General features: G+C 58.9%; 18 protein-coding genes. 16 read left to right on the plus strand and 2 right to left on the minus strand.

Translation table 11 applies throughout. The features are described 5' to 3' along the window. The first annotated feature begins 31 nt into the window (after nt 1-31). Together polA and AAY81_RS10430 are read left to right on the plus strand one after the other, a co-directional pair. Complete coding sequence (gene polA, locus AAY81_RS04525; RefSeq protein WP_066661908.1) at nt 32-2,686, plus strand: DNA polymerase I; 2,655 nt, start codon at nt 32-34, stop codon at nt 2,684-2,686. An 8-nt stretch (nt 2,687-2,694) separates the two neighbouring features. Beyond that, nucleotides 2,695-4,278 carry a YecA family protein gene (locus AAY81_RS10430; RefSeq protein ID WP_143117400.1) on the plus strand — a complete coding sequence of 528 codons (1,584 nt, stop codon included), beginning with the start codon at nt 2,695-2,697 and terminating at the stop codon, nt 4,276-4,278. Here AAY81_RS10430 and AAY81_RS04535 read toward each other — a convergent pair whose 3' ends face one another. Continuing rightward, nucleotides 4,279-4,740, minus strand: coding sequence for a hypothetical protein (locus tag AAY81_RS04535; protein ID WP_066661913.1), 462 nt, complete (start codon nt 4,738-4,740; stop codon nt 4,279-4,281). Between the two features lie 226 nt (nt 4,741-4,966). Between AAY81_RS04535 and trxA the strand changes: the two genes are divergently transcribed. From trxA to AAY81_RS04580, 9 genes are all read left to right on the plus strand, one after another. Then, nucleotides 4,967-5,275 (plus strand): thioredoxin, encoded by a 309-nt coding sequence (gene trxA, locus AAY81_RS04540; RefSeq protein ID WP_066661915.1) that lies wholly within the window; start codon nt 4,967-4,969, stop codon nt 5,273-5,275. Nucleotides 5,276-5,295: 20 nt separating this feature from the next. After that, nucleotides 5,296-6,216 carry a thioredoxin-disulfide reductase gene (trxB, locus tag AAY81_RS04545; RefSeq protein WP_066661918.1) on the plus strand — a complete coding sequence of 307 codons (921 nt, stop codon included), beginning with the start codon at nt 5,296-5,298 and terminating at the stop codon, nt 6,214-6,216. Nucleotides 6,217-6,325: 109 nt separating this feature from the next. Next, nucleotides 6,326-7,399 (plus strand): peptide chain release factor 1, encoded by a 1,074-nt coding sequence (prfA, locus tag AAY81_RS04550; protein WP_066661920.1) that lies wholly within the window; start codon nt 6,326-6,328, stop codon nt 7,397-7,399. Then, the gene (gene prmC / locus AAY81_RS04555; protein ID WP_066661923.1) at nt 7,400-8,350 is read left to right on the plus strand and encodes a peptide chain release factor N(5)-glutamine methyltransferase; all 951 of its coding nucleotides are present in this window, start codon (nt 7,400-7,402) and stop codon (nt 8,348-8,350) included. Nucleotides 8,351-8,392: 42 nt separating this feature from the next. Then, the gene (locus AAY81_RS04560) at nt 8,393-9,244 is read left to right on the plus strand and encodes a purine-nucleoside phosphorylase (protein ID WP_066661925.1); all 852 of its coding nucleotides are present in this window, start codon (nt 8,393-8,395) and stop codon (nt 9,242-9,244) included. Between the two features lie 26 nt (nt 9,245-9,270). Beyond that, nucleotides 9,271-9,951, plus strand: a complete 681-nt coding sequence (gene pyrE / locus AAY81_RS04565; protein WP_066661930.1) for an orotate phosphoribosyltransferase — start codon at nt 9,271-9,273, stop codon at nt 9,949-9,951. A gap of 231 nt (nt 9,952-10,182) precedes the next feature. Further along, nucleotides 10,183-12,000 carry a biosynthetic-type acetolactate synthase large subunit gene (gene ilvB / locus AAY81_RS04570; protein WP_082867867.1) on the plus strand — a complete coding sequence of 606 codons (1,818 nt, stop codon included), beginning with the start codon at nt 10,183-10,185 and terminating at the stop codon, nt 11,998-12,000. A gap of 1 nt (nt 12,001) precedes the next feature. Next, nucleotides 12,002-12,508, plus strand: a complete 507-nt coding sequence (gene ilvN / locus AAY81_RS04575) for an acetolactate synthase small subunit (RefSeq protein WP_066661935.1) — start codon at nt 12,002-12,004, stop codon at nt 12,506-12,508. A gap of 33 nt (nt 12,509-12,541) precedes the next feature. Then, complete coding sequence (locus tag AAY81_RS04580) at nt 12,542-14,083, plus strand: 2-isopropylmalate synthase (protein ID WP_066664948.1); 1,542 nt, start codon at nt 12,542-12,544, stop codon at nt 14,081-14,083. A gap of 5 nt (nt 14,084-14,088) precedes the next feature. Here AAY81_RS04580 and AAY81_RS04585 read toward each other — a convergent pair whose 3' ends face one another. Continuing rightward, nucleotides 14,089-14,748 (minus strand): TetR/AcrR family transcriptional regulator C-terminal domain-containing protein, encoded by a 660-nt coding sequence (locus AAY81_RS04585; RefSeq protein WP_066661938.1) that lies wholly within the window; start codon nt 14,746-14,748, stop codon nt 14,089-14,091. A 361-nt stretch (nt 14,749-15,109) separates the two neighbouring features. On the opposite strand from AAY81_RS04585, the gene AAY81_RS04590 reads away from it, so the two are divergent. The 5 genes from AAY81_RS04590 (at nt 15,110) to AAY81_RS04610 (ending at nt 19,783) form a co-directional block, all read left to right on the plus strand. Further along, entirely contained in the window at nt 15,110-16,264 is a 1,155-nt protein-coding gene (locus tag AAY81_RS04590; protein ID WP_066661940.1) for an acyl-CoA dehydrogenase family protein, read from the plus strand. 103 nt (nt 16,265-16,367) lie between these two features. Further along, nucleotides 16,368-17,102 carry an adenine nucleotide alpha hydrolase family protein gene (locus AAY81_RS04595; protein WP_066661945.1) on the plus strand — a complete coding sequence of 245 codons (735 nt, stop codon included), beginning with the start codon at nt 16,368-16,370 and terminating at the stop codon, nt 17,100-17,102. Nucleotides 17,103-17,121: 19 nt separating this feature from the next. Then, entirely contained in the window at nt 17,122-18,012 is an 891-nt protein-coding gene (locus AAY81_RS04600; protein WP_066661948.1) for an electron transfer flavoprotein subunit alpha/FixB family protein, read from the plus strand. Nucleotides 18,013-18,164: 152 nt separating this feature from the next. After that, entirely contained in the window at nt 18,165-19,478 is a 1,314-nt protein-coding gene (locus AAY81_RS04605; protein WP_066661951.1) for an FAD-dependent oxidoreductase, read from the plus strand. Next, nucleotides 19,475-19,783 (plus strand): 4Fe-4S dicluster domain-containing protein, encoded by a 309-nt coding sequence (locus AAY81_RS04610; protein WP_066661953.1) that lies wholly within the window; start codon nt 19,475-19,477, stop codon nt 19,781-19,783. Before AAY81_RS04605 ends, AAY81_RS04610 begins: the two co-directional genes overlap by 4 nt. Nucleotides 19,784-19,848: the final 65 nt, after the last annotated feature.

A 19,848-nucleotide genomic window follows, 5' to 3' on the forward strand; every position in this document is an offset into this window, starting at 1 on the left:
GTAAGTTGTTTTTACCGGGAAGCGTGTTCCTATGCCTAAGAAAATAGCTGTCATCGACGGAAACTCCCTGATGCATCGCGCGTATCATGCGGTGCCGCCAACCATGAACGCGCCCGACGGCACTCCTACCAATGCCGTATTCGGCTTCCTTTCCATGTTCTTCAAGTTCATTGAGGTTGCCGCACCCGACGCGGTTGTCTGCGCGTTTGACGTGGGTAAGCCGAAGTTTCGCATCGAGGCGCTCGAGCAGTACAAGGCGCAGCGTCCTCCCATGGATGACGAACTGCGCGTTCAGTTCCCGCTCGTCGAGGAAATCTTGGAGAGCATGAACATTCCCGTGGTGAAGGTTCCCGGTTGGGAAGGCGACGACATCCTGGGCACCATTTCCGCCCGCGCCGATGCCCTCGGATACGATTCTCTCCTGGTTACGGGCGATAAGGATGCGTGTCAGCTTGCCAGTGAACATACGCACATCGTAAATACGAAGAAGGGCATTTCCGATGTCGTGATCTACGACCCGGCGGGCGTTCAGGAAAAGTACGGCGTAACCCCGGAGCAGATTCCCGATTATCTGGGGTTCATGGGCGATTCCGCCGATAACATCCCAGGCGTACCTGGTATTGGCCCGAAGAGCGCCTCCAAGCTTCTGCAACAGTTTGGCAGCATGGAGGGCGTGTACGAAAACCTCGACAAGCTAAAGGGCAAGCAGCTCGAGAACCTTACCAATAATCGTGATGCGGCCTTCCTGTCGCGCGATGTCGCCATCATCAAGCGCGACCTCGACTTCGAGCTCGATCTTGATGCCGTTTCGTTCCCCTCGTATACCGCCGAATCCGTTTCGGAGGCGTTCGACAAGCTGCGCTTGAAGGCCCATCTGGGCAAGGCGCTTGCGCTTATTGGCGGCCAGGCGGTTCAGCATAACGTCGAGATTCCCTGGCGAGATTACCTTACGGGGGACGACGCCAAGGTGTTTGCCGACGAGGTTCTCGACGACGGCGTGGCACACGACGCAGACGACGTTGTGGGCATTGCCTTCCTCAAGAGCGATCAGGGTTCCATCTTTGGCGACGATCTTATGCTGGCCGTTTCCACGGCGAAGGCATGCGCGCTGTTGGAAGGGTCGCAGGCTCAGGCTATGTTGTCTCATGCGGTTTTGGTTTCGGGCGTCATTCCCGTTGCCGTATACGATGCCAAGGCAGTTGCGGGCGAAGTGTATCCCGCCGATACTGCCGAAGAGAAGCTCATTCATACGCACGACCTGTTCGATATGAAGCTGTTCGACGTGAGTCTTGCCGCTTACGTGCTCGATTCCTCTGCGCGCGATTACACGCCGGCGCATCTAGCCGAGCGCTACTTGGGCGGCGCGTTGCCTCAGGGCTCTTCCGACGCTGATGAGCTGGTCATTCAGGCGGCTGCCATTCGCCTGCTTTCCGGCGAGCTCAGCAAGCGCATGGAAGAAGACTGCGTCTATGACGTCTACAGCGATATCGATGCTCCGCTCGTTCCCGTGCTTGCGCATATGGAACGCGTGGGTGCGGCTATCGACGTCGATCATCTTCGCGCACTGGGCGAAAAGACTCAGGGCGATTTGGATGCACTCGTTGCGCAAATCTACGAGCTAGCAGGCGAGGAGTTCAACGTCGATTCTCCCAAGCAGGTAGGCCATATTTTGTTCGAGGTCATTGGCCTGAAGCCGAAGAAGAAGACCTCGCGTGGCTATTCCACCGACGCCAAGGTGCTTTCCGAGCTTGCAAACGAGCATGAGCTTCCGGGTCTCATCCTGAAGTACCGCGAGCTTGCGAAGATCAAGGGCACGTACATCGACGCGCTGCCGAAGATGCGTCGCGGCGACGGTCGCCTTCATACTTCGTTCAACCAGACGGTTACCACTACGGGCCGTCTGAGCTCGAGCGACCCCAACCTGCAGAACATCCCCGTGCGCACGGCGTTTGGCCGCCATATTCGCGAATGCTTCGTGCCGCTTACCGAGGGCCACGTGTTCATGTCTGCGGACTATTCGCAAATCGAGCTTCGTCTGCTTGCGCATCTTTCGGGCGACGAGCATTTGGTTGCTGCATTCAATTCCGGTGCCGACTTCCATGCTGCTACTGCTTCGCATGTATTCGGCGTACCCATCGAAGAAGTCACTCCCGAACTGCGCAGTCGCGCAAAGGCCGTGAACTTCGGCATCGTGTATGGCCAGCAGGCATATGGCCTCTCGCAGACCCTGAAGGTTTCCTTTGCCGAGGCCCAGCAAATGATCGACCAGTACTTCGAGGCATATCCGGGCGTTCGTTCGTACCTTGATGGCGTTGTGGAATTCGCTCGCGAGCATGGCTATGCTCAGACCATGTTCGGGCGCAAGCGCCATATTCCCGAAATTAACGTGCGCAACGCGCAGCAGCGTTCGTTTGCGGAGCGCAGGGCTATGAACCATCCCATGCAGGGCAGTGCGGCCGATATCATCAAGCTTGCCATGGTCCAAGCTGAAAACCGCCTGCGTCACGAGTTCCCCAATGCGAAGCTCATGATTCAGGTGCACGACGAACTCGACTTGTCCGTTCCTGCCGATCAGGTGGAGCCGGTAAGCGAGCTGTTGCGCGAAGTCATGGAGAACGTGGTTGAACTTTCGGTGCCTCTCATTGTCGATGTGCAGTCGGGCGAAAACTGGGCGCAGGCTCACTAGGGGCTTCGATGCATCTTACTGATTCCCAGTGCGATAGGTATTTCGATGTCATGGATTGCCTGCTCACGTACGTGAACGGGCGATTCAACGTGGTCGATGCGAACGAGGTTGACGATCGCGATCCGCTTATCGAAGCGAAGCTGGCGCTCATCGCGCATGAGCTATGGGAGAACGTTGCAGTAATCGACGACTTCGTGCGCGACAATCCCTACGATTTGCCTCAGGCCGACCTGGCGCTCACGCAATCGTGGAAGCATGCGCTCTCGGGGACGTTTACCGTTGTGAGGTACCAGCAAGGGCATGCCATCCTCATGCACGAATCGGGCATCTACAGCGTTTCGGGCGTGGAAGCCGATTGGGAAGAGGTATTGGGCAGGGTTCCTGCTGTCGTCGATGCTGTGCTTCTTCCGTTCGAGGGGTCGATTATCTACGATGGCTTCCTATCCATTGGCGATGTGCCCGAGGCACGTGCGCGTGCCATTGCCGACGAGTTCGAAGAACGTTGTCAGCAGGGCGTTGCTTCCACGGCGGATGAATTTCTGCAGCGTTCCAGCGCCTATCACGAGGCGCAGAGCATGCTCGAATTCGAGAAGTTCATGAACTCGCTCGATCGTCATCAGAGCCAGGAACCCGAGGTGCTGCCCAAGGGCTTTCATCGAGGCGCGCTGGCGGGGCTTTCTGGCAAGGAACGAGATGAGGCGGTTGAGCGTGACCTTGATCGTCGTTTCGGGGAATCGAAGCCTGCGGCGCTCGCAACGAGGGAAGACGAAGCGCTTAACATCATCGGGCTTTGCACGTTGTATTGCGGCATCGTCCGCCTTTCCGATGCGTATCGCCAGTACTGCGCGTGCGTGCACGAGCCCATGGGCGAATCCGAGTTTCGTACCCTTGCCGTTCGAGCAGGTCAGGACAAGGAAGCACCGTTTGTTATCTGGATCGAAGGCGAGCATGTGCATGCGATGCACTTCACGCTCGACGAGGAATACGTTGCCGCGCAGGTGGCGCAACGCATCACCGAGGGAACCTCTGTGAAGGCGTTTGCCTCCATGGAGCGCAACATTGCCGATTTTCGTCGCATGCTCGAAGACGAGCTGGGCAACCTTGATGGCATGCGCCATTATCTGGCGCGTGAGCACGAGAAGTTCTCGATGCGCCCACTTCCGCCGTATTTGCCTGATGCTGACGCGTTTGACGTCATTTTCGATAACACGTGCATCCAGATGCTCATTTCGTTCCTGGACGAGCGCATACCCGATGGCCAGGACGATTATCTCTTTGCCGATAGGGTAGTGGAGGAGCTCGTTTTGGGCGCCATCGAAATTGGCGACGTCCAGGCCATGCATGCCTATACGCATCAGCTAGGACTCGATGGCTGCTGTGCCGACGAGACGCGCCTGCGTCAGCTGGTGGCGAACGTCTATGACAACGTGCCTTCCTGGGAAAACAACGGTTGGTCTCCGCGCGAAGTGCGCGAGAGGCTTACCGGTCGCCGTATGTTCTACGATGAGCGCGGCAAACTCATGAAGGTGGGTAGCAACGATCCGTGCCCCTGCGGTAGCGGGCTCGAGTATCGCGACTGCTGCGGGCGCTAATTACTTTCCAGCGGCAATCTGGCTGAACGTGACGTTGCCTTCGGCATCGCCCGAAACCGTTACGGTGTAGGTGCCCGGTGCGAGCCCGTCGATGGTTTGGAACACTTCGCCCGAAAGCGAACGGCTAAAGGCGGCGTATCCGCCTGCTTCGGTAATTGTAAGCGTTGCCTCGCCTGCGGTTATCTCTGCTTCCATCTGCAGATTCGTGTTTTCCTGGATGGTGACCGATTCCGACTGCTCGCCCTTCGAAAGGTCGAATTCGAAAAGCGGGGTAGCGCTGCTGGACTTCTTCTGCTCCGCTTCCTTCGATGCGTCGGAGCTGGTATCCGAGTTCTGAGCGTTTTCGCTTGCAGCCTCTTGGTTGGTTTCCTGTGGCTCTTGGGCGCTATTCGCATTGTTTGCGCAGCCGGCAAAGATGAGACACGTTGCGCACAGCAGGGTGCAGAGTATGGCGTTTCGCATGGTTCCTCCCATCGTTTGCTCCCTATTGTATGGGCTATCTCGCCTCGCTTTCACCTCCATTCGGCGAATAGATGGCAAAACAAAGCTGCAATGGGAAATTGAATTGCGTGCAATTAGATGTGACGAAATGATAACGATGCGGGCTTCCTCCTTCCGCGATGGGGTTTTGGGAGTATAGTGGTCACCAATACATAGAGCGCATTGCGCACAACGAAAAGGAGTAATCATGGCTCAGGTACTTTCTTCGGCAGAATTCGATTCCAAGGTCCTTCAGGCTTCCGAGCCCGTCCTCGTCGACTTCTACGCCGATTGGTGCGGCCCCTGCAAGATGATGTCGCCGACGATTGACGAGGTTGCCAATGAGATGTCTGGCAAGGCGAGCGTCTACAAGGTGAATGTTGACGAGTGCCCCGATATTGCCCAGCGCTATGGCGTCATGAGCATTCCCACCCTCATCGTGTTCCAGGGCGGGGAAATCAAGAACCAGACGCTTGGCGCCCAGCCCAAGGCTTCCGTTCTGGCTCTGTTCGACTAGCACGTAGCGAGGTCGATATCATGGGTGTATACGATATCGCAATTATTGGGCAGGGCCCTGCTGGCCTTACCGCAGGTCTTTACGCTGCGCGTGCGGGCCTTTCCACGGCAATGTTCGAACGCATGATGCCCGGTGGCCAGATGGGCGAAACCGCGCAGGTGGACAATTACCCCGGCTTCTCCGAAGGCGTGAGCGGGTTCGACCTTGCAATGCAGATGAGCGGCCAGGCAACGCGCTTTGGCGCTCAGAGCATCCAGGAAGACGTGCTGTCCGTAGACGTCTCGTCTTCGCCCAAGCAGGTGGTTACCGCGCAGGGCACGTACCAGGCGCGTGCGATCATCTTCGCTCCGGGTGCGCGCAGTCGCAAGCTCGAGGTTCCCGGCGAGGCCGAATATGCAGGCAAGGGCGTATCCTATTGCGCCACCTGCGACGGTGGGTTCTTCCGTGGCAAGGATGTCGTGGTCGTTGGCGGCGGCGAAACCGCTGCAAGCGATGCGATCTACCTGGCGCGCTTGTGCAACAAGGTGCATGTCGTCCATCGCCGCGACACTCTGCGCGTGAGCGCTGCGAGCCGCCAGCAGATGGAAGCCGCCGAGAACGTTTCCTTCGAATGGAATTCCGTCGTTCGCGAGATCCGCGGGGAAGACGGCAAGGTCTCCCAGGTGGTCATCGCCGATGTCGAAACGGGCGAGGAGCGCGTCATTCCCACGAGCGCGGTGTTCGTTGCCGTGGGCAAGGTTCCGAACACCGAGCCTTTCGCCCAGGTGCTGCCCCTGAACGAATCTGGCTACATCGTGGCCGATGAGAACGGGGTCACTGCTCTCGAGGGCGTGTTCGCGGCGGGTGACGTGCGAACCAAGCGGCTTCGTCAGGTGAGCACGGCGGTTTCCGATGGTGCAAATGCTGCGGAGGTCGCTGCAGAGTGGCTTTCATCATGTTAAGATAGCCCAGTTACATTGCGGCTCCGCATACGAGCGGGGCAAACGAAGATATATGAGAACGCGTCGCGCTGGCGGCGCGTTTTCGTGAATACATGTGAAGGGTGCAGTTATGCTCGAAAAGGAAAAGCTCGAGAAGATCATCGAGGCTTACCGCGAAATTCAGGTCAAGATGACCGACCCTGCCGTGCTGGGTAACCAGAAGGAATACAACCGCCTTGCCAAGGAGTACTCCAATCAGACTCCGCTCGCCAAGGCTGCGGAAAAGTACGTGAAGGACCTGGAAGACCTGGCCGAAGCCAAGGAAATGCTCGGCGAGGCCGACATGAAGGAATTCGCCCAGGAGGAAATCGCGCGCATCGACGCCGAACTGCCCGGCCTGGAAGAGGACATCAAGTTCATGCTCATTCCCGCCGACCCGGCCGACGATAAGGACATCATCGTCGAGATTCGCGCTGGCGCTGGCGGCGACGAGGCTGCCATCTTCGCGGGCGATCTGTACAAGATGTACTCCCACCTGGCCGACGAGAAGGGCTGGAAGATCGAAACGCTCGATGCTTCCGCTTCCGAGGCTGGTGGCTACAAGGAAATCCAGTTCAAGGTGAAGGGCGATCGCGTCTATTCCGAAATGAAGTTCGAATCGGGCGTGCACCGCGTGCAGCGCGTTCCCAAGACGGAAAGCCAGGGTCGCATCCACACCTCCACGGCCACCGTTGCCGTGCTTCCCGAAGCCGACGAGGTGGAAGTTGACATCAAGCAGGAAGACCTGCGCATCGACGTATATCGCGCTGGTGGCCCGGGTGGTCAGTGCGTTAACACCACCGACTCCGCCGTGCGCATCACGCACCTGCCCACGGGCCTGGTCGTTCAGTCCCAGGACCAGAAGTCGCAGCTGCAGAACAAGATTGCCGCCATGGCCGTTCTGCGTGCCCGTCTGTACGACAAGATGCTCGAAGAGCAGCGCGCAGCCGAGGGCGCGGAGCGTCGTGCCCAGATTGGCACGGGCGACCGTTCCGAGAAGATTCGCACGTACAATGGCCCCCAGGACCGCGTGACCGACCATCGCATTGGCTACAACGGCACGTACAACGGCATTCTGCTCAATGCGGGCGGCGCTGGCATCGACGAGCTCATCACGGCTCTGCAGGCTGCCGACCGTGCGCGCAAGCTGGAGCAGGCCGTATAAATGTCCGAAACGTGGACGGTCAAGAGGATCCTCGACTGGATTAGTGGCTACCTTTCCGAACGGGGCGACGAGAATCCGTTGCTCTCCGCTCAATGGCTCGTTGCCGAAGCGCTGGGCGTATCCCGCATTCAGCTCTACGCCGACCTCGACCGTCCGCTTTCCATGGCTGAACGCGACACGTTGCGTGATTATACGCGCAGGCGTGGCGCGGGCGAGCCGCTTCAGTACATTACCGGCACCACCGACTTCCGCTTCATCACGGTGCGTGTGAAGCCAGGCGTGCTCATTCCACGTCCCGAAACGGAAGTGCTGGTGAGCGAAGCCCTTTCCGCATGCAAGCCCCGTATTGCCGCCTTGCGAACCGCTTCTGTCGCACTCGAAGGCGAAGCGGAGGGCGAGGAGGCTTCCACGCCTGCCGAACCGCAGCCGTTTCGCGTTGTGGACCTTTGCACGGGCTCGGGTTGCATTGCGTGCTCCATTGCCAAGGAAGTTCTCCAATCCCAGGTCGTTGCCACCGACATTTCCGATGACGCCATCGAGCTCGCGCGCTTGAATGCCGCCGAGCTGGGGTTGTCCGAACGCGTTGACGTCGTTCAGGGCGACCTGGCGAAGGGCGTTCCCGCGGTATGGAATGGCACGGTCGACCTGGTTATCTCGAATCCTCCTTACATTCCCACGGCCGTTTTGGGCGAGATGAGCCACGAGGTCATGGACTACGAGCCCTCGCTTGCGCTCGATGGTGGGGAAGACGGGCTCGACTTGTATCGTCGCATCGTCCCCGCCGCTCTCGAGCTGCTTGCCCCGGGTGGGGTATTGGCGGTCGAACTGCATGAGACGTGCCTGGACGAGGCACGCGCCATTGCGGTGGAGGCCGGGTTTGCCTCCTGCCGCATTGCCGTGGACCTTGCGGGTCGTCCGCGCGTGCTCGTTGCCTCTTCGCCGCTCGAATAGCGGTATGATTACCGCTGCAGGTTCCGTTCGAAAGAGGAGAACATGAGCAGCGAAAACATTCTTTCCCAGCATCTCGACGAGGCGGCATCCTACATTCAGGGCATCATCGGCCCCCGTACGTTTAGCTTGGGCCTGGTGCTGGGCAGCGGCTTGAATCCGCTTGCCGATTCCATCGAAGACCCCATCGTCATTCCCTTTGGCGATGTTCCGCATATGCAGGTAAGCACTGCCGAGGGTCATAAGGGGCAGTTCGTATGCGGAACGCTTTCCGGCAAGAGCGTTCTGGCCATGCAGGGCCGCCTGCATGCGTACGAGGGCTATTCTTCCACGCAGGTAGCGTTTCCCATTTGGCTCATGCAGCGCTTGGGCGTGCCCGCGATGTGCACGACGAATGCTGCCGGAGGCATTAACGAGCAGTATCGTCCCGGTGACTTCTGCGTTATGCGCGACCACATCAATCTCACGGGGCGCAATCCCATTGCCAATCCCGATGCGGCTGCGCTTGCCGAGCGCTTCTTCAGCATGACCGATTGCTACGACCCGGCCTTGCGGGCCACGGCATTGCGCGTGGCCGAGGAACGCGGCATTCGCGCTCACGAGGGCGTGTACCTGGGCTTGTTGGGCCCGAGCTTCGAAACCCCTGCCGAGATCAGGGCCTTTCGCGTGCTGGGGGCCGATACGGTTGCCATGAGCGTCGTCGAGGAGGTCATCGCCGCTCGTCATGTGGGCATGCGCGTTCTGGGTATTTCGCTCGTATCGAATATGGCTGCAGGTATTGGGGCGGTCGATGGCGCAGGAGGCGCGTCCCCTTCGGGGGAAGAGGTCATGGTTTTGGCGAAAACGCGCGAAAAGCAGTTCGAGCTGCTTATCCGTGGTATCGTTGAGACGCTTTAGATTACGTTCGCGGAAAGGTTGCGTGCATGGAAGAGTACAAGCGCGAGTTCATCGAGTTCATGGTTGAATCCGAGGTGCTCAAGTTCGGCGAGTTTACCCTGAAGAGTGGTCGCAAGTCCCCGTTCTTCATGAATGCGGGCGCCTACGTTACTGGTGACCAGCTCCATCGCCTGGGTTGCTATTATGCTCGCGCCATCCATGACAATTTCGGCGACGATTTCGACATCGTTTTTGGCCCTGCATACAAGGGTATTCCGCTGTCGGTGGTCACCGCCATGGCCTATCACGAGCTCTATGGCAAGGAAGTGCGCTATTGCTCGAACCGCAAGGAGAAGAAGGATCACGGTGAGGGTGGCAGCCTGCTGGGCGCCGAGCTCTACGACGGCGCACGCGTGGTAATGGTGGAAGACGTAACCACGTCGGGCAAGTCCATCGATGAAACCTATCCGCTGATCTCGTCCATCGCCAATATTGAAGTGAAGGGCCTCATGGTTTCCCTGAACCGCATGGAAGTGGGCAAGGGTGGCGTAAAGGCCGCCATCGACGAGGTCTCCGACAAGTACGGTTTCCCCACCGCCTGCATCGTCGATATGGCGGAGGTCACGGAATACCTGTACAACCGTGAGTGCCAGGGCCGCGTGGTCATCGACGACGCCATGAAGGCCAGCATTGATGCGTACTACGAGCAGTATGGCGCAAAGGAATAGCGCTTCGGCCGTTCTTGCTTGCATCTATGGGGCGTCGCGTTGCGGCGCCCTTTTTCGTTTTGGGCTTCGTGCGCATGGTGGGCCATCCCGCTAACCTGTTCCGCGCTTGCCCCAAGGTACTTTATTATGCGATAGTGAATTGTGCTCCACATTGGTTGCTTCTTGTTTCTGATGTGGCACGATAGATATACTCGCGTAAAGGGAAACGCAGCTAAAGGAGGCGTCGTTACCATGCCTGATTCCACGCTGGAACAGCGACGGGGGTATCCACGCTACGGGAGCCATACCGCATACGAGGGGCGCGTCATGAATGGTGCCCAAGCCCTCATTGCCTCGCTCGAAGCCGAGGGCGTGGAAGTGGTGTTTGGCTATCCGGGCGCTCAGGCCATTAAGATTTACGACGCCCTTTACGATAGCTCGAACATTCGGCATGTCCTTGCGCGCCACGAACAGGGTGCAACGCATGCGGCCGATGGCTATGCGCGCGCCACGGGCAATCCCGGTGTCGTGCTGGTAACCAGCGGGCCGGGGGCGACGAATACCGTTACGGGTATTGCGACTGCCTATATGGATAGCATTCCCCTGGTCGTTATTACCGCTCAGGTTCCTACGCGCAGCATTGGCACCGATGCCTTCCAGGAAAGCGACATCTTCGGCATTACCATGCCCATCGTGAAGCATAGCTACCTGGTGAAGGATCCCTCGGACCTTGCCGTCACCATGCGTGACGCGTTCCATATTGCCACGACGGGCCGTCCGGGGCCGGTGCTCATTGATGTTCCCAGCGACATTTTGGCTGCTCAGGTAAGCTTCCATTACCCTGATGAAAGCTCGCTGCCTGGGTATCGTCCCACGTTGAAGCCGAATGGACGTCAGGTGCGCGCAGCGGCCGATGTTCTTTGCAATGCCCACAAGCCCGTCATCTATGCGGGTGGCGGCATTGTTGCTTCGGGGGCTTCGGAAGAGCTTGCCGCTTTGGCCGAGCGGCTTGGCGCCCCCGTGGTTACCACGCTCGTGGGTCTTGACGCGCTTCCAAGTGCCCATCCTCTCAACTTGGGGCTTGTGGGCATGCATGGTTCGCGCTTTGCGAATCTGGCGGTTAGCGAATGCGACGCGCTGGTTGCCGTGGGTGCCCGGTTCAGCGACCGCGTTACGGGGAAGGCCAGCTCCTTCGCCCCTCATGCACGCGTCATCCATATCGATGTCGACCCTGCGGAAATCGGCAAGAACCGTCATGCCGATGTGCCCATCGTGGGTGATGCCCGCGTTGCACTTTGCGCATTGCGCGCCGAGATCGAAAAGCGCGATGTTGCGCGCTCCACTGGTGTTTGGCTCGACCGCATTGCCTCATGGCGCTCGCAGTATCCGCTCGAGGGGAAAGACCCTGCTTCCTGTGATGGCGCCATTCGGCCCGAATGGCTTATGCGCAAGCTCAATGGTGCGATTCGCGATGTTTCGAACATCGTGGTTACCGACGTGGGCCAGCATCAGATGTGGGCTGCGCAGTACCTTGAGCGCACGAGCCCCCGTACGTTCGTGACCAGCGGGGGAGCGGGAACCATGGGCTTTGGTCTGCCAGCTGCCATTGGCGCGCAGGTTGGCCGTCCATCCCATACGGTCGTGCTCGTGACGGGCGATGGGTCCTTCCAGATGTGCATCGAGGAAATGGCCGTCGCCAGCATTCATGGCCTGCCCGTAAAGGTCATCATGCTCAACAATGGCTCGCTGGGCATGGTGCGTCAGTGGCAGCATTTGTTCTACGGCAATCGCTTCAGCCAGACCGACTTGGAGCCCGTCCCCAATTTCAGTGCGCTTGCCAATGCGTATGGGTGGCAAGGGGAGCGCATCGACCAAGCCGACCAGGTGGATGCCGCTCTGGCGCGCTTGTTCGATCATGCGGGCCCTGCGCTTCTGGAAGTAGCCATTTCTCCCGATGAAATGGTTTTCCCCATGGTTGCGCCCGGTAATTCCATTCACGACGAGATTGGCGCCGTGCCCGTGGGCGATATTTCCAAGGCAGTTACCGCCGATTCTACGGAGGGGGAGTAACATGACGACGTTTCAGAAGACGAATCGCCACATCATTTCCGTGCTTGTGGAGAACAAGGCGGGCGTCCTCTCCCGTGTGACGGGGCTCATTTCCCGTCGTGGCTTCAACATCGCCTCTTTGGCCGTTGGTCCTACGGAAGACCCCAACGTTTCGCGTATGACCATTGTCGTCGATGCCGAAGATGAGGCGTTCGAGCAGATTACGAAGCAGCTCAACAAGCTTGTGAGCGTGCTGAAAATCACGAGGCAGTCTTCGGGCGTCGATATTGTGCGCGAGCTCATGCTCGTGAAAGTTGCCGTTTCTCCCGAGGATCGCAGCCAGGTCATCGAGGTTGCTGACATTTTCCGCGCGAAGATCATTGATGTGGGCGTTGATTCGGTTACCATCGAGGCAACGGGCGACGAGAACAAGCTTGGCGGCTTGGAGAGCCTGTTGCGCCCGTATGGCATTCGCGAAATCATTCGCACGGGAAAAATCGCCATGCCCCGCTCGGGCCGAGAGGCATAGGCGCGTAGACGCAAACGTATGGAGGCGACGGGATTGTCTCGCAAGATAGCCATTTTCGATACCACGCTTCGCGACGGGGAGCAGTCTCCCGGCTGTTCCATGAATACCGAAGAGAAGCTCGTCATCGCACGTCAGCTGCTTCGGTTGCACGTCGATGCCATCGAGGCTGGCTTCCCCGTGTCATCGCCGGGCGATTTCGAGAGCGTGCGCCGCATCGCCGAGCTCGTGGGCGATTCCGCTTCGGTTGTGGCCCTCTCTCGAGCAGTCGATGGCGATATCGACGCTGCAGCGGAAGCGCTGCGGGGTGCGCAAAGGCCGCGTATTCATACGGGCCTGGGCGTTTCGACCAGCCATATGCGCGACAAGCTGCGCATTTCTCCCGATGAGTGCGTCGAGCGCGCTGCCCATTGCGTTCGCTATGCCCGCAACCTCTGCGATGATGTCCAATTTTATGCGGAAGATGCCGGTCGGAGCGATTATGCGTTCCTGGCGCGCGTGGTGCAGGCGGCAATCGATGCGGGCGCCACGGTGGTGAACATTCCCGATACCACGGGCTTTTCGCTGCCCGAGGAATTCGGTGCGCGCATTGCGTATCTCATGGAGCACGTTGATGGCATCGATGACGTCACGCTCTCCGTGCACTGCCATAACGACTTGGGCCTGGCCACCGCCTTGTCGCTTGCGGGCGTTGCCGCAGGCGCTACGCAGGTGGAATGCACCATTAATGGCCTGGGGGAACGCGCGGGCAACACCGCCATGGAAGAAGTCGTGATGGGCATTCGCGTGCATGGCGATGCCTTGGGCGTGCATACCGATGTCGATGCCCGCGGTTTTGCCATGGCATCGCGTCTTGTTTCCAGCGTTACCGGCATGGTGGTGCAGCCGAACAAGGCCATCGTGGGAGCCAATGCGTTTGCGCATAGTTCGGGCATTCACCAGGATGGCGTGCTCAAGGATCGGTCTACGTACGAGATCATCGACCCGCGCGAGGTGGGTGCGGGGGCCAGTCGCATCGTTCTCACGGCGCGCAGCGGACACTCCGCCCTGAAGCAGCGTCTTTCCGATTTAGGCTATACGTTCGACGATGAAACGATGTCCGTGCTCTACCGACGCTTCTTGGAAATCGCCGACCACAAGAAGGAAGTCTACGACGAAGACCTGGAAAGCCTGGTAAACGAGAATGCCCGTGAGGTCGAGAACGTTTTCACGCTCAAGGCCCTGCAGGTGAGTTGCGGCTTTCCGCTCACTCCTACGGCTACGCTCACGCTTTGCGATGAGAAGGGCGAACTCCACACGGTGTGCGAGTATGGCTCTGGCCCCATCAATGCATCGTACAAGGCGGTCGATGCCATCGTGGGCGCCCATTCCGATCTAACCGATTTCTCGGTTACGTCCATTTCGCGCGGCATTGATGCATTGGGCGAAGTTACGGTACGCGTGAAAGACGACGATGGTCGCATTTTCATCGGGCGCGGAAGCGACTACGACATCATCACGTCATCCGCGAAGGCCTATCTGAATGCCATGAATCGCATGATTACGTTCAAGCGTGCTCATGCGGAATCCAGTCGATAAGCGCTCTAGAGCATGCGTTCGCGCTGCTGCGCGTTTATTTCGCTTGCGATGGAGCTGTGAATGATGTTGGAAAACGGCCCCATGTCCGCGAGTACTCGTTCGCCATCTGCGAGCTTCTCGCAAATGCGACGCTTGTAATAGGCGATGAAGGCGCCCGTGTAGAATTCGGCCAGGAATTGCTGGTTCGCCTCGTTTAGGAAGCGATTGCTCAGAATGAACTCGATGTCGTTTCGCAACGCCGGCACGTAGAGCTGGAAGAGGTATTCGGAAAGGCTATCGATGCCCGTCTCGGAAAGAACGTCGGCGTAGTATTTCTTCTTCGAGCGGAAGCAGGCGTCAAGCGCTTCGAAGAACGCGTCTGCGTTGATTGATCGCACGCCTTCCTTGGTGAACGTGTAATAGGGGAGACGTGCCAGGTCGCCAGCGTCGTTTCTTGGGTACACCAGTTCGTCTTCTCGCACGCGCTTTTTCAGCTCTTCCGCCATGCCGTAGCGAAAGATCCACTGGATGAGCTTGCTGCGGTCGCTGAAGTGATAGTAGAACGTCTTCCTGTTGCGCTGAGAGCGTTCCACGATATTCGATACGGACACCTTTTGAAGGCCCTCTTGCTCAACGAGCTCTATGAACGATTGCGCAATGAGAAGCTTTGTATCGATGGAACCCATGCATCTCTCCAAGAGTTTTACCCAAAAAGTAATATCTGTGGTGCGTAGTATAGGGTTTCCCACAGTTTTATGGAACTGTGTAAGCGCAATTCTTTTCTCGGATAGACGCATTGAAATATATATTCGTATTTACTAATAAAAATATCTATTCAATAGCCTAAATCTATAGATACCACCCCTTGGTATTCAAAGTTCCCTGCATGCGCATCGTGGCTCGCCATCTACCTGCGGTTTTGCAATTCGGATGGACAAAGACGCAAAAATGTCCATCCAGAATCGCTCAATCGAGGGTATTCTTTGGATTGTGGGTATGGGACAAGAAGAGGAAGCCTGTCCACCCTTTGACCGAGGAGGAAGAAACATGGATTTCAGCCTGACCGACGAACAAGAATTGCTGCTCGAGAGCGTTGACGAGTTCTGCGAGCGCTATTTCACGGACGAGGTTATCGCCGAAATGTACGAAACCGGGACGATGCCCGACGAAATCGCCGAGGCGTATCGCGATGCCGGCTTTGGCCTTATGGGCATCCCCGAAGAGTTCGGCGGCATTGATGCTGATCGCGTTACCATCGGCCTCATGATCGAGCGCCTGTATCAGAAGAGCGGCTGCATGCACATTCTGTATCAGAACTCTCTCTCGATGTTCGACATCATGGAGTTCGGCACCGACGAGCAGAAGCAGCAGGCCATGGATCACTACATGGAGACCGGCTGGCCCATCTCCTCGCTGTCCATTTCCGAGCCGGGCGCTGGTTCCGACAACCAGTCGATGACTGCGGTTACGGTAAAGCAGCCCGACGGCACCTACAAGCTGAACGGCCAGAAGACCTGGGTTACCATGGGCGCCGTTCTTCCCTACACGATCGTGGTCGCCAAGGACGAGGATCCCAGCCACGACAACCGCAACATGAGCCTCTGGCTCATCAAGATGGACACCCCGGGTGTTTCCACCGCTCCGCTGCACAAGATTGGCCAGCAGTGCATTCCGTTCTGCGAAGTGTACTTCGACGACGTTGTGCTCACCGAAGACCAGCGCATGGGCGAGCCTGGCAAGGGCTTCATGATGCTCATGAAGAACTTCGAGGTCGAGCGTGCCTACATCGTTGCCGAGCAGGTTGGCATTGCCCAGGCTGCCCTGGAAGACGCCGCTCAGTACGCTAACCAGCGCATCGCCTTCGGTAAGCCCATCTTCAAGCAGGAAGCCATCGGCGAGCTGCTCACCGACATGGAGATCAAGGTCCAGACCACGCGTCAGCTGCTCTACAAGGTGCTGTGGATGATGGACAACGGTCAGCCCGTGCAGCTGGAGAGCGCAATGCTCAAGCGCTATGGCTGCAAGGAATGCTTCAACGTGTGCGACATGGCCCTGCAGATCTACGCTGGCCTTGGCTACACCACCGAGGTGCGCGTTGGCCGTCTGTGGGCCGACTCCCGCGGCGACATGTTTGGTGGCGGTACGCACGAGATCATGGCGTACATCTGCGGTCGTCAGGTTGCCAAGAAGTACGCTCTGTAGTTTCAGGCATGGTCGCGTCGCCCGCCCCTCGCGACGGGCGACGCTCTCGCGGGTCTAGCCCGCATATGCAAGACATTCCCAAGAGGATCAGAAAGGAACATCCATGAACATTCTCGTGGCATGCAAGATCGTCCCCGACGATCAGGACGTTAAGGTTGCTGGCGATGGTTCGCTCGATTTCTCGCGCGCCCATCAGGTAGTCTCCACCTACGACCTGAACGCCATCGAAGCCGCTTCCATGCTCTCCGGCGACGGCTCCGTGAAGGCTATCAGCGTTGGCTCCAAGAAGGCCGACGACTCCAAGACCAAGAAGAACATCCTTGCTCGCGGCGTTGACGAGCTGTTCCTCACGGCCGACGACGCTACCGCCAACCTGGATGCGTTCGGCGCTGCCGCCGAGCTTGCCAAGCTGGTTGCCAAGGCTGGCGACTACGACGCCATCCTGGTGGGCGACGGTTCTGCCGACCTGTACGCGAAGCAGACGGGCGTTCAGCTGGCTGCGGCCCTGGGCCTGCCCTATGTCTCCGGCGTTGTTTCCGCCGAGGCTGGCGACGGCAAGATCGCTGCCAAGCGCCTGCTGGAAACCGAGGTCGAATCCGTCGAGGTTCCCACGCCCTGCGTGATCGCCATCGCCCCCGACTTCGCCGAGCCCCGTATCGCGGGCATGAAGGACATCCTGGCTGCCGGCAAGAAGCCCATGAACGTTGCCGCTGCCGAGGGTGCTGCCGCTGCAGCCACCGAGGAAGTTGCCGTGAAGGCTCCTGCCCAGGTCGACCGCAAGTGCCAGATCTTCGATGATGTGAACGAATTCGCAGCTGCCGTCAAGGCCGCTCTGTAGGGAAGGGCAGGAATCTAGAATGGCTAAGGCTTTTGTTATTGCTGAAACCGAAAACGGCGCGCGTGAGCTCTGCGCTGGCGCCCGTTCCATCGCCGATGGCGTTGTGCTGTGCATCGCGGGCGCTCCCGCGGTAACCGGCGTTGCCGATAGCTGCGTGCACATCGACGTGCCCGCTGGCAACGTTGTCGACGATGCCTACGCATCCGTTATCAAGGCGTTCGACGCTTCTGGCGCCGACGTTGTCCTGGCCGAGCAGACGCTCCATGCGCTCAGCCTGGTGGGTCGCCTGGCTGCTGCCAAGGGCGCTGCCGCCATCGCTGGCGTGACCGAGCTCGATGGCGACGTGGCCAGCTCCATGTACTTCGGCGGCACGGGCGTGCGTACCGCAAAGCCCGCTACCGACGTGAAGATCTACACGGTTGTTGCCGGCACGTTCGACGCTGCTGCCGCTACGGGCACCGACGCTGTCGAAGAGGTTGCCTTCGAGGCTCCCGCCGCCGCTGTCGTGAAGACGGGTTCCGAGGCTCTGCCTCCTGCGTCCGTCGACCTGGCTGGCGCCGACGCCGTCGTTGCTTGCGGCCGTGGCTTCCAGGCCGAGGAAGACCTGCAGTTCGCCCGCGATCTGGCTGCCAAGATTGGCGCCGAGGTTGGCTGCAGCCGTCCGCTCTCCGAAGGTGTCACCTGGTTCCCCCGCGAGGCTTACGTGGGCGTTTCCGGCCAGATGATCTCCCCGAAGATCTACTTTGCCATCGGCGTTTCCGGTCAGATGCAGCACATGGTTGGCTGCGCTGGCGCTGGCACCGTCGTTGCCATCAACAAGGACAAGAACGCTCCCGTGTTCAAGCAGTGCGACTACGGCTTCGTAGGCGACCTGAAGATGGTTCTGCCCGAGCTCACCGCAGCTCTGTAGGCATAGCGTTTAGCGGGAGGGGCCGCGAGTCCCTCCCGATTTTGAGGGGCAGGCGCCCTGCTCGCGGTAGTAGGGTGGGGCGCCAACAAGTTTCGCCGGTTCAATTCAGCCCGAATTGATGCGGTGATTTCAGTGATAGAAGGAGGAACCGCATGGAAGAAAGGGACTTCGACGTCATCGTCGTTGGGTCCGGCTGCGCAGGCGCCATTGCGGCGTACGTGGCGGCCAAGAAGGGCAAAAGCGTCCTGGTCGTCGAGCGTGGCGAATATGCTGGCGCGAAGAACATGACGGGTGGTCGCATCTACGCCCATTCCCTGAAGGCTGTTTTCGACAAGTACGGCGAAGGCGAAATCGAATGGGACGAGATTCCCTTCGAGCGCAAGGTTACGCACGAGCGCATCGCCATGATGGATGCCACGAGCAACATGACCATCGACTTTACGAGCGAGCAGCTGGGCGAGATGGGCAAGGACAGCTACACCGTGCTGCGTGGGCCCTTCGACCAGTGGCTTGCCGAGCAGGCCGAAAATGCCGGCTGCGAGTACATCTGCGGCATCGCCGTGGAAGAGCTGCTGAAGGACGAGTCGGGTGCCGTCATTGGCATCAAAGCTGGCGAGGACGAGATCACTGCTCATGTGGTCATCATCGCCGAAGGCGTGAACAGCCTGCTGGCCGAGCGTTGCCTGGGCGCTCCGCGTCCCAAGCGCAACGAGATGGCCGTGGGTATCAAGGAAGTGTTTGAGCTTTCTCCCGAGCAGATTGAGGATCGTTTCCTGTGCCCCGAGGGCGAGGGTGCGGCCATGCTGTTCGTGGGCGATGCCACCCATGGCGAGGTTGGCGGCGGTTTCCTCTATACCAACAAGGACTCCATCAGCCTGGGCCTGGTGGCCACCATCGAAAACATGTCGAAGGCGAACACCACCATCTACCAGTGCCTCGATGACTTCAAGAAGCATCCTGCGGTTGCCCCGATCATTCGCGGTGCCGAAATGGTCGAGCATTCCGGCCATATGGTATCCGAGGGTGGCTACAACATGATTCCGAAGTACACCTACGATGGTGCGCTCATTGCCGGCGACGCCGCCATGCTCTGCATGAACCTTGGCTACATGGTTCGCGGCATGGACCTGGCGGTGGCCAGCGGCCAGTTCGCGGCTGAGGCTGCGTGCGATGCCATCGACGCGGAAGACGTGTCCGAAGCTGGTCTCGCCTCCTACAAGCAGAAGATGGACAACTCCTTCGTCATCAAGGATCTTGCCACCTTCTCGAAGTGGCCCTCCACGATGGAGCACTGGGGTCGCATGTTCACCGACTACCCGAAGATGGTTTCCGAAATCTTCAACGCCATGTTCGTGGTCGACGGCGAGCCTGCTCTCCCGTTGAAGAAGCGCATGATGCCCATTGTCAAGCAGCGCGGCCTGTTCAAGCTGGCCAGCGAAGTGAGGGGAGCTCTGAAGGCACTGTGAGCGAGCTGAAGATTACCGTAAACGTCGACGAGCTCATCGGCGTTAACAAGTACAACGTGGACGAGGAAAACGCCCACATCGAGCTGAACAAGGAAAACCTCGACGAGGTTGACGACGCGGAGTTCCAGAAGCTGGTTCGCGTATGCCCGGCAGCCCTGTACAAGGTTGACGAGGATGGCCACAAGAGCTTCGACTACGCCGGCTGCCTGGAATGCGGCACCTGCCGTATCTGCTGCGAGGAAACGATCGTTTCCAAGTGGGATATGCCGCAGCCTGAAATGGGAGTGGTCTATCGTTGCGGCTAAACGGCGGGTAGCTTGACGCTATCGCTGTAGTGTGGCAACGTACGGCATGGAAGCCTGTGCGCAAT

This window comes from Denitrobacterium detoxificans, from assembly GCF_001643775.1.
Classification (GTDB): Bacteria; Actinomycetota; Coriobacteriia; order Coriobacteriales; family Eggerthellaceae; genus Denitrobacterium; species Denitrobacterium detoxificans.

Bases quoted from the DNA above. Each gene is read 5' to 3' on its own strand.
- AAY81_RS04535 (WP_066661913.1), bottom strand. From the start codon at position 4,740: ATGCGAAACGCCATACTCTGCACCCTGCTGTGCGCAACGTGTCTCATC.
- AAY81_RS04605 (WP_066661951.1), top strand. From the start codon at position 18,165: ATGGAAGAAAGGGACTTCGACGTCATCGTCGTTGGGTCCGGCTGCGCA.
- ilvB (WP_082867867.1), top strand. From the start codon at position 10,183: ATGCCTGATTCCACGCTGGAACAGCGACGGGGGTATCCACGCTACGGG.
- AAY81_RS04590 (WP_066661940.1), top strand. From the start codon at position 15,110: ATGGATTTCAGCCTGACCGACGAACAAGAATTGCTGCTCGAGAGCGTT.
- AAY81_RS04595 (WP_066661945.1), top strand. From the start codon at position 16,368: ATGAACATTCTCGTGGCATGCAAGATCGTCCCCGACGATCAGGACGTT.
- AAY81_RS04560 (WP_066661925.1), top strand. From the start codon at position 8,393: ATGAGCAGCGAAAACATTCTTTCCCAGCATCTCGACGAGGCGGCATCC.
- trxA (WP_066661915.1), top strand. From the start codon at position 4,967: ATGGCTCAGGTACTTTCTTCGGCAGAATTCGATTCCAAGGTCCTTCAG.
- AAY81_RS10430 (WP_143117400.1), top strand. From the start codon at position 2,695: ATGCATCTTACTGATTCCCAGTGCGATAGGTATTTCGATGTCATGGAT.
- pyrE (WP_066661930.1), top strand. From the start codon at position 9,271: ATGGAAGAGTACAAGCGCGAGTTCATCGAGTTCATGGTTGAATCCGAG.
- ilvN (WP_066661935.1), top strand. From the start codon at position 12,002: ATGACGACGTTTCAGAAGACGAATCGCCACATCATTTCCGTGCTTGTG.
- polA (WP_066661908.1), top strand. From the start codon at position 32: ATGCCTAAGAAAATAGCTGTCATCGACGGAAACTCCCTGATGCATCGC.
- prfA (WP_066661920.1), top strand. From the start codon at position 6,326: ATGCTCGAAAAGGAAAAGCTCGAGAAGATCATCGAGGCTTACCGCGAA.
- AAY81_RS04600 (WP_066661948.1), top strand. From the start codon at position 17,122: ATGGCTAAGGCTTTTGTTATTGCTGAAACCGAAAACGGCGCGCGTGAG.
- prmC (WP_066661923.1), top strand. From the start codon at position 7,400: ATGTCCGAAACGTGGACGGTCAAGAGGATCCTCGACTGGATTAGTGGC.
- trxB (WP_066661918.1), top strand. From the start codon at position 5,296: ATGGGTGTATACGATATCGCAATTATTGGGCAGGGCCCTGCTGGCCTT.
- AAY81_RS04585 (WP_066661938.1), bottom strand. From the start codon at position 14,748: ATGGGTTCCATCGATACAAAGCTTCTCATTGCGCAATCGTTCATAGAG.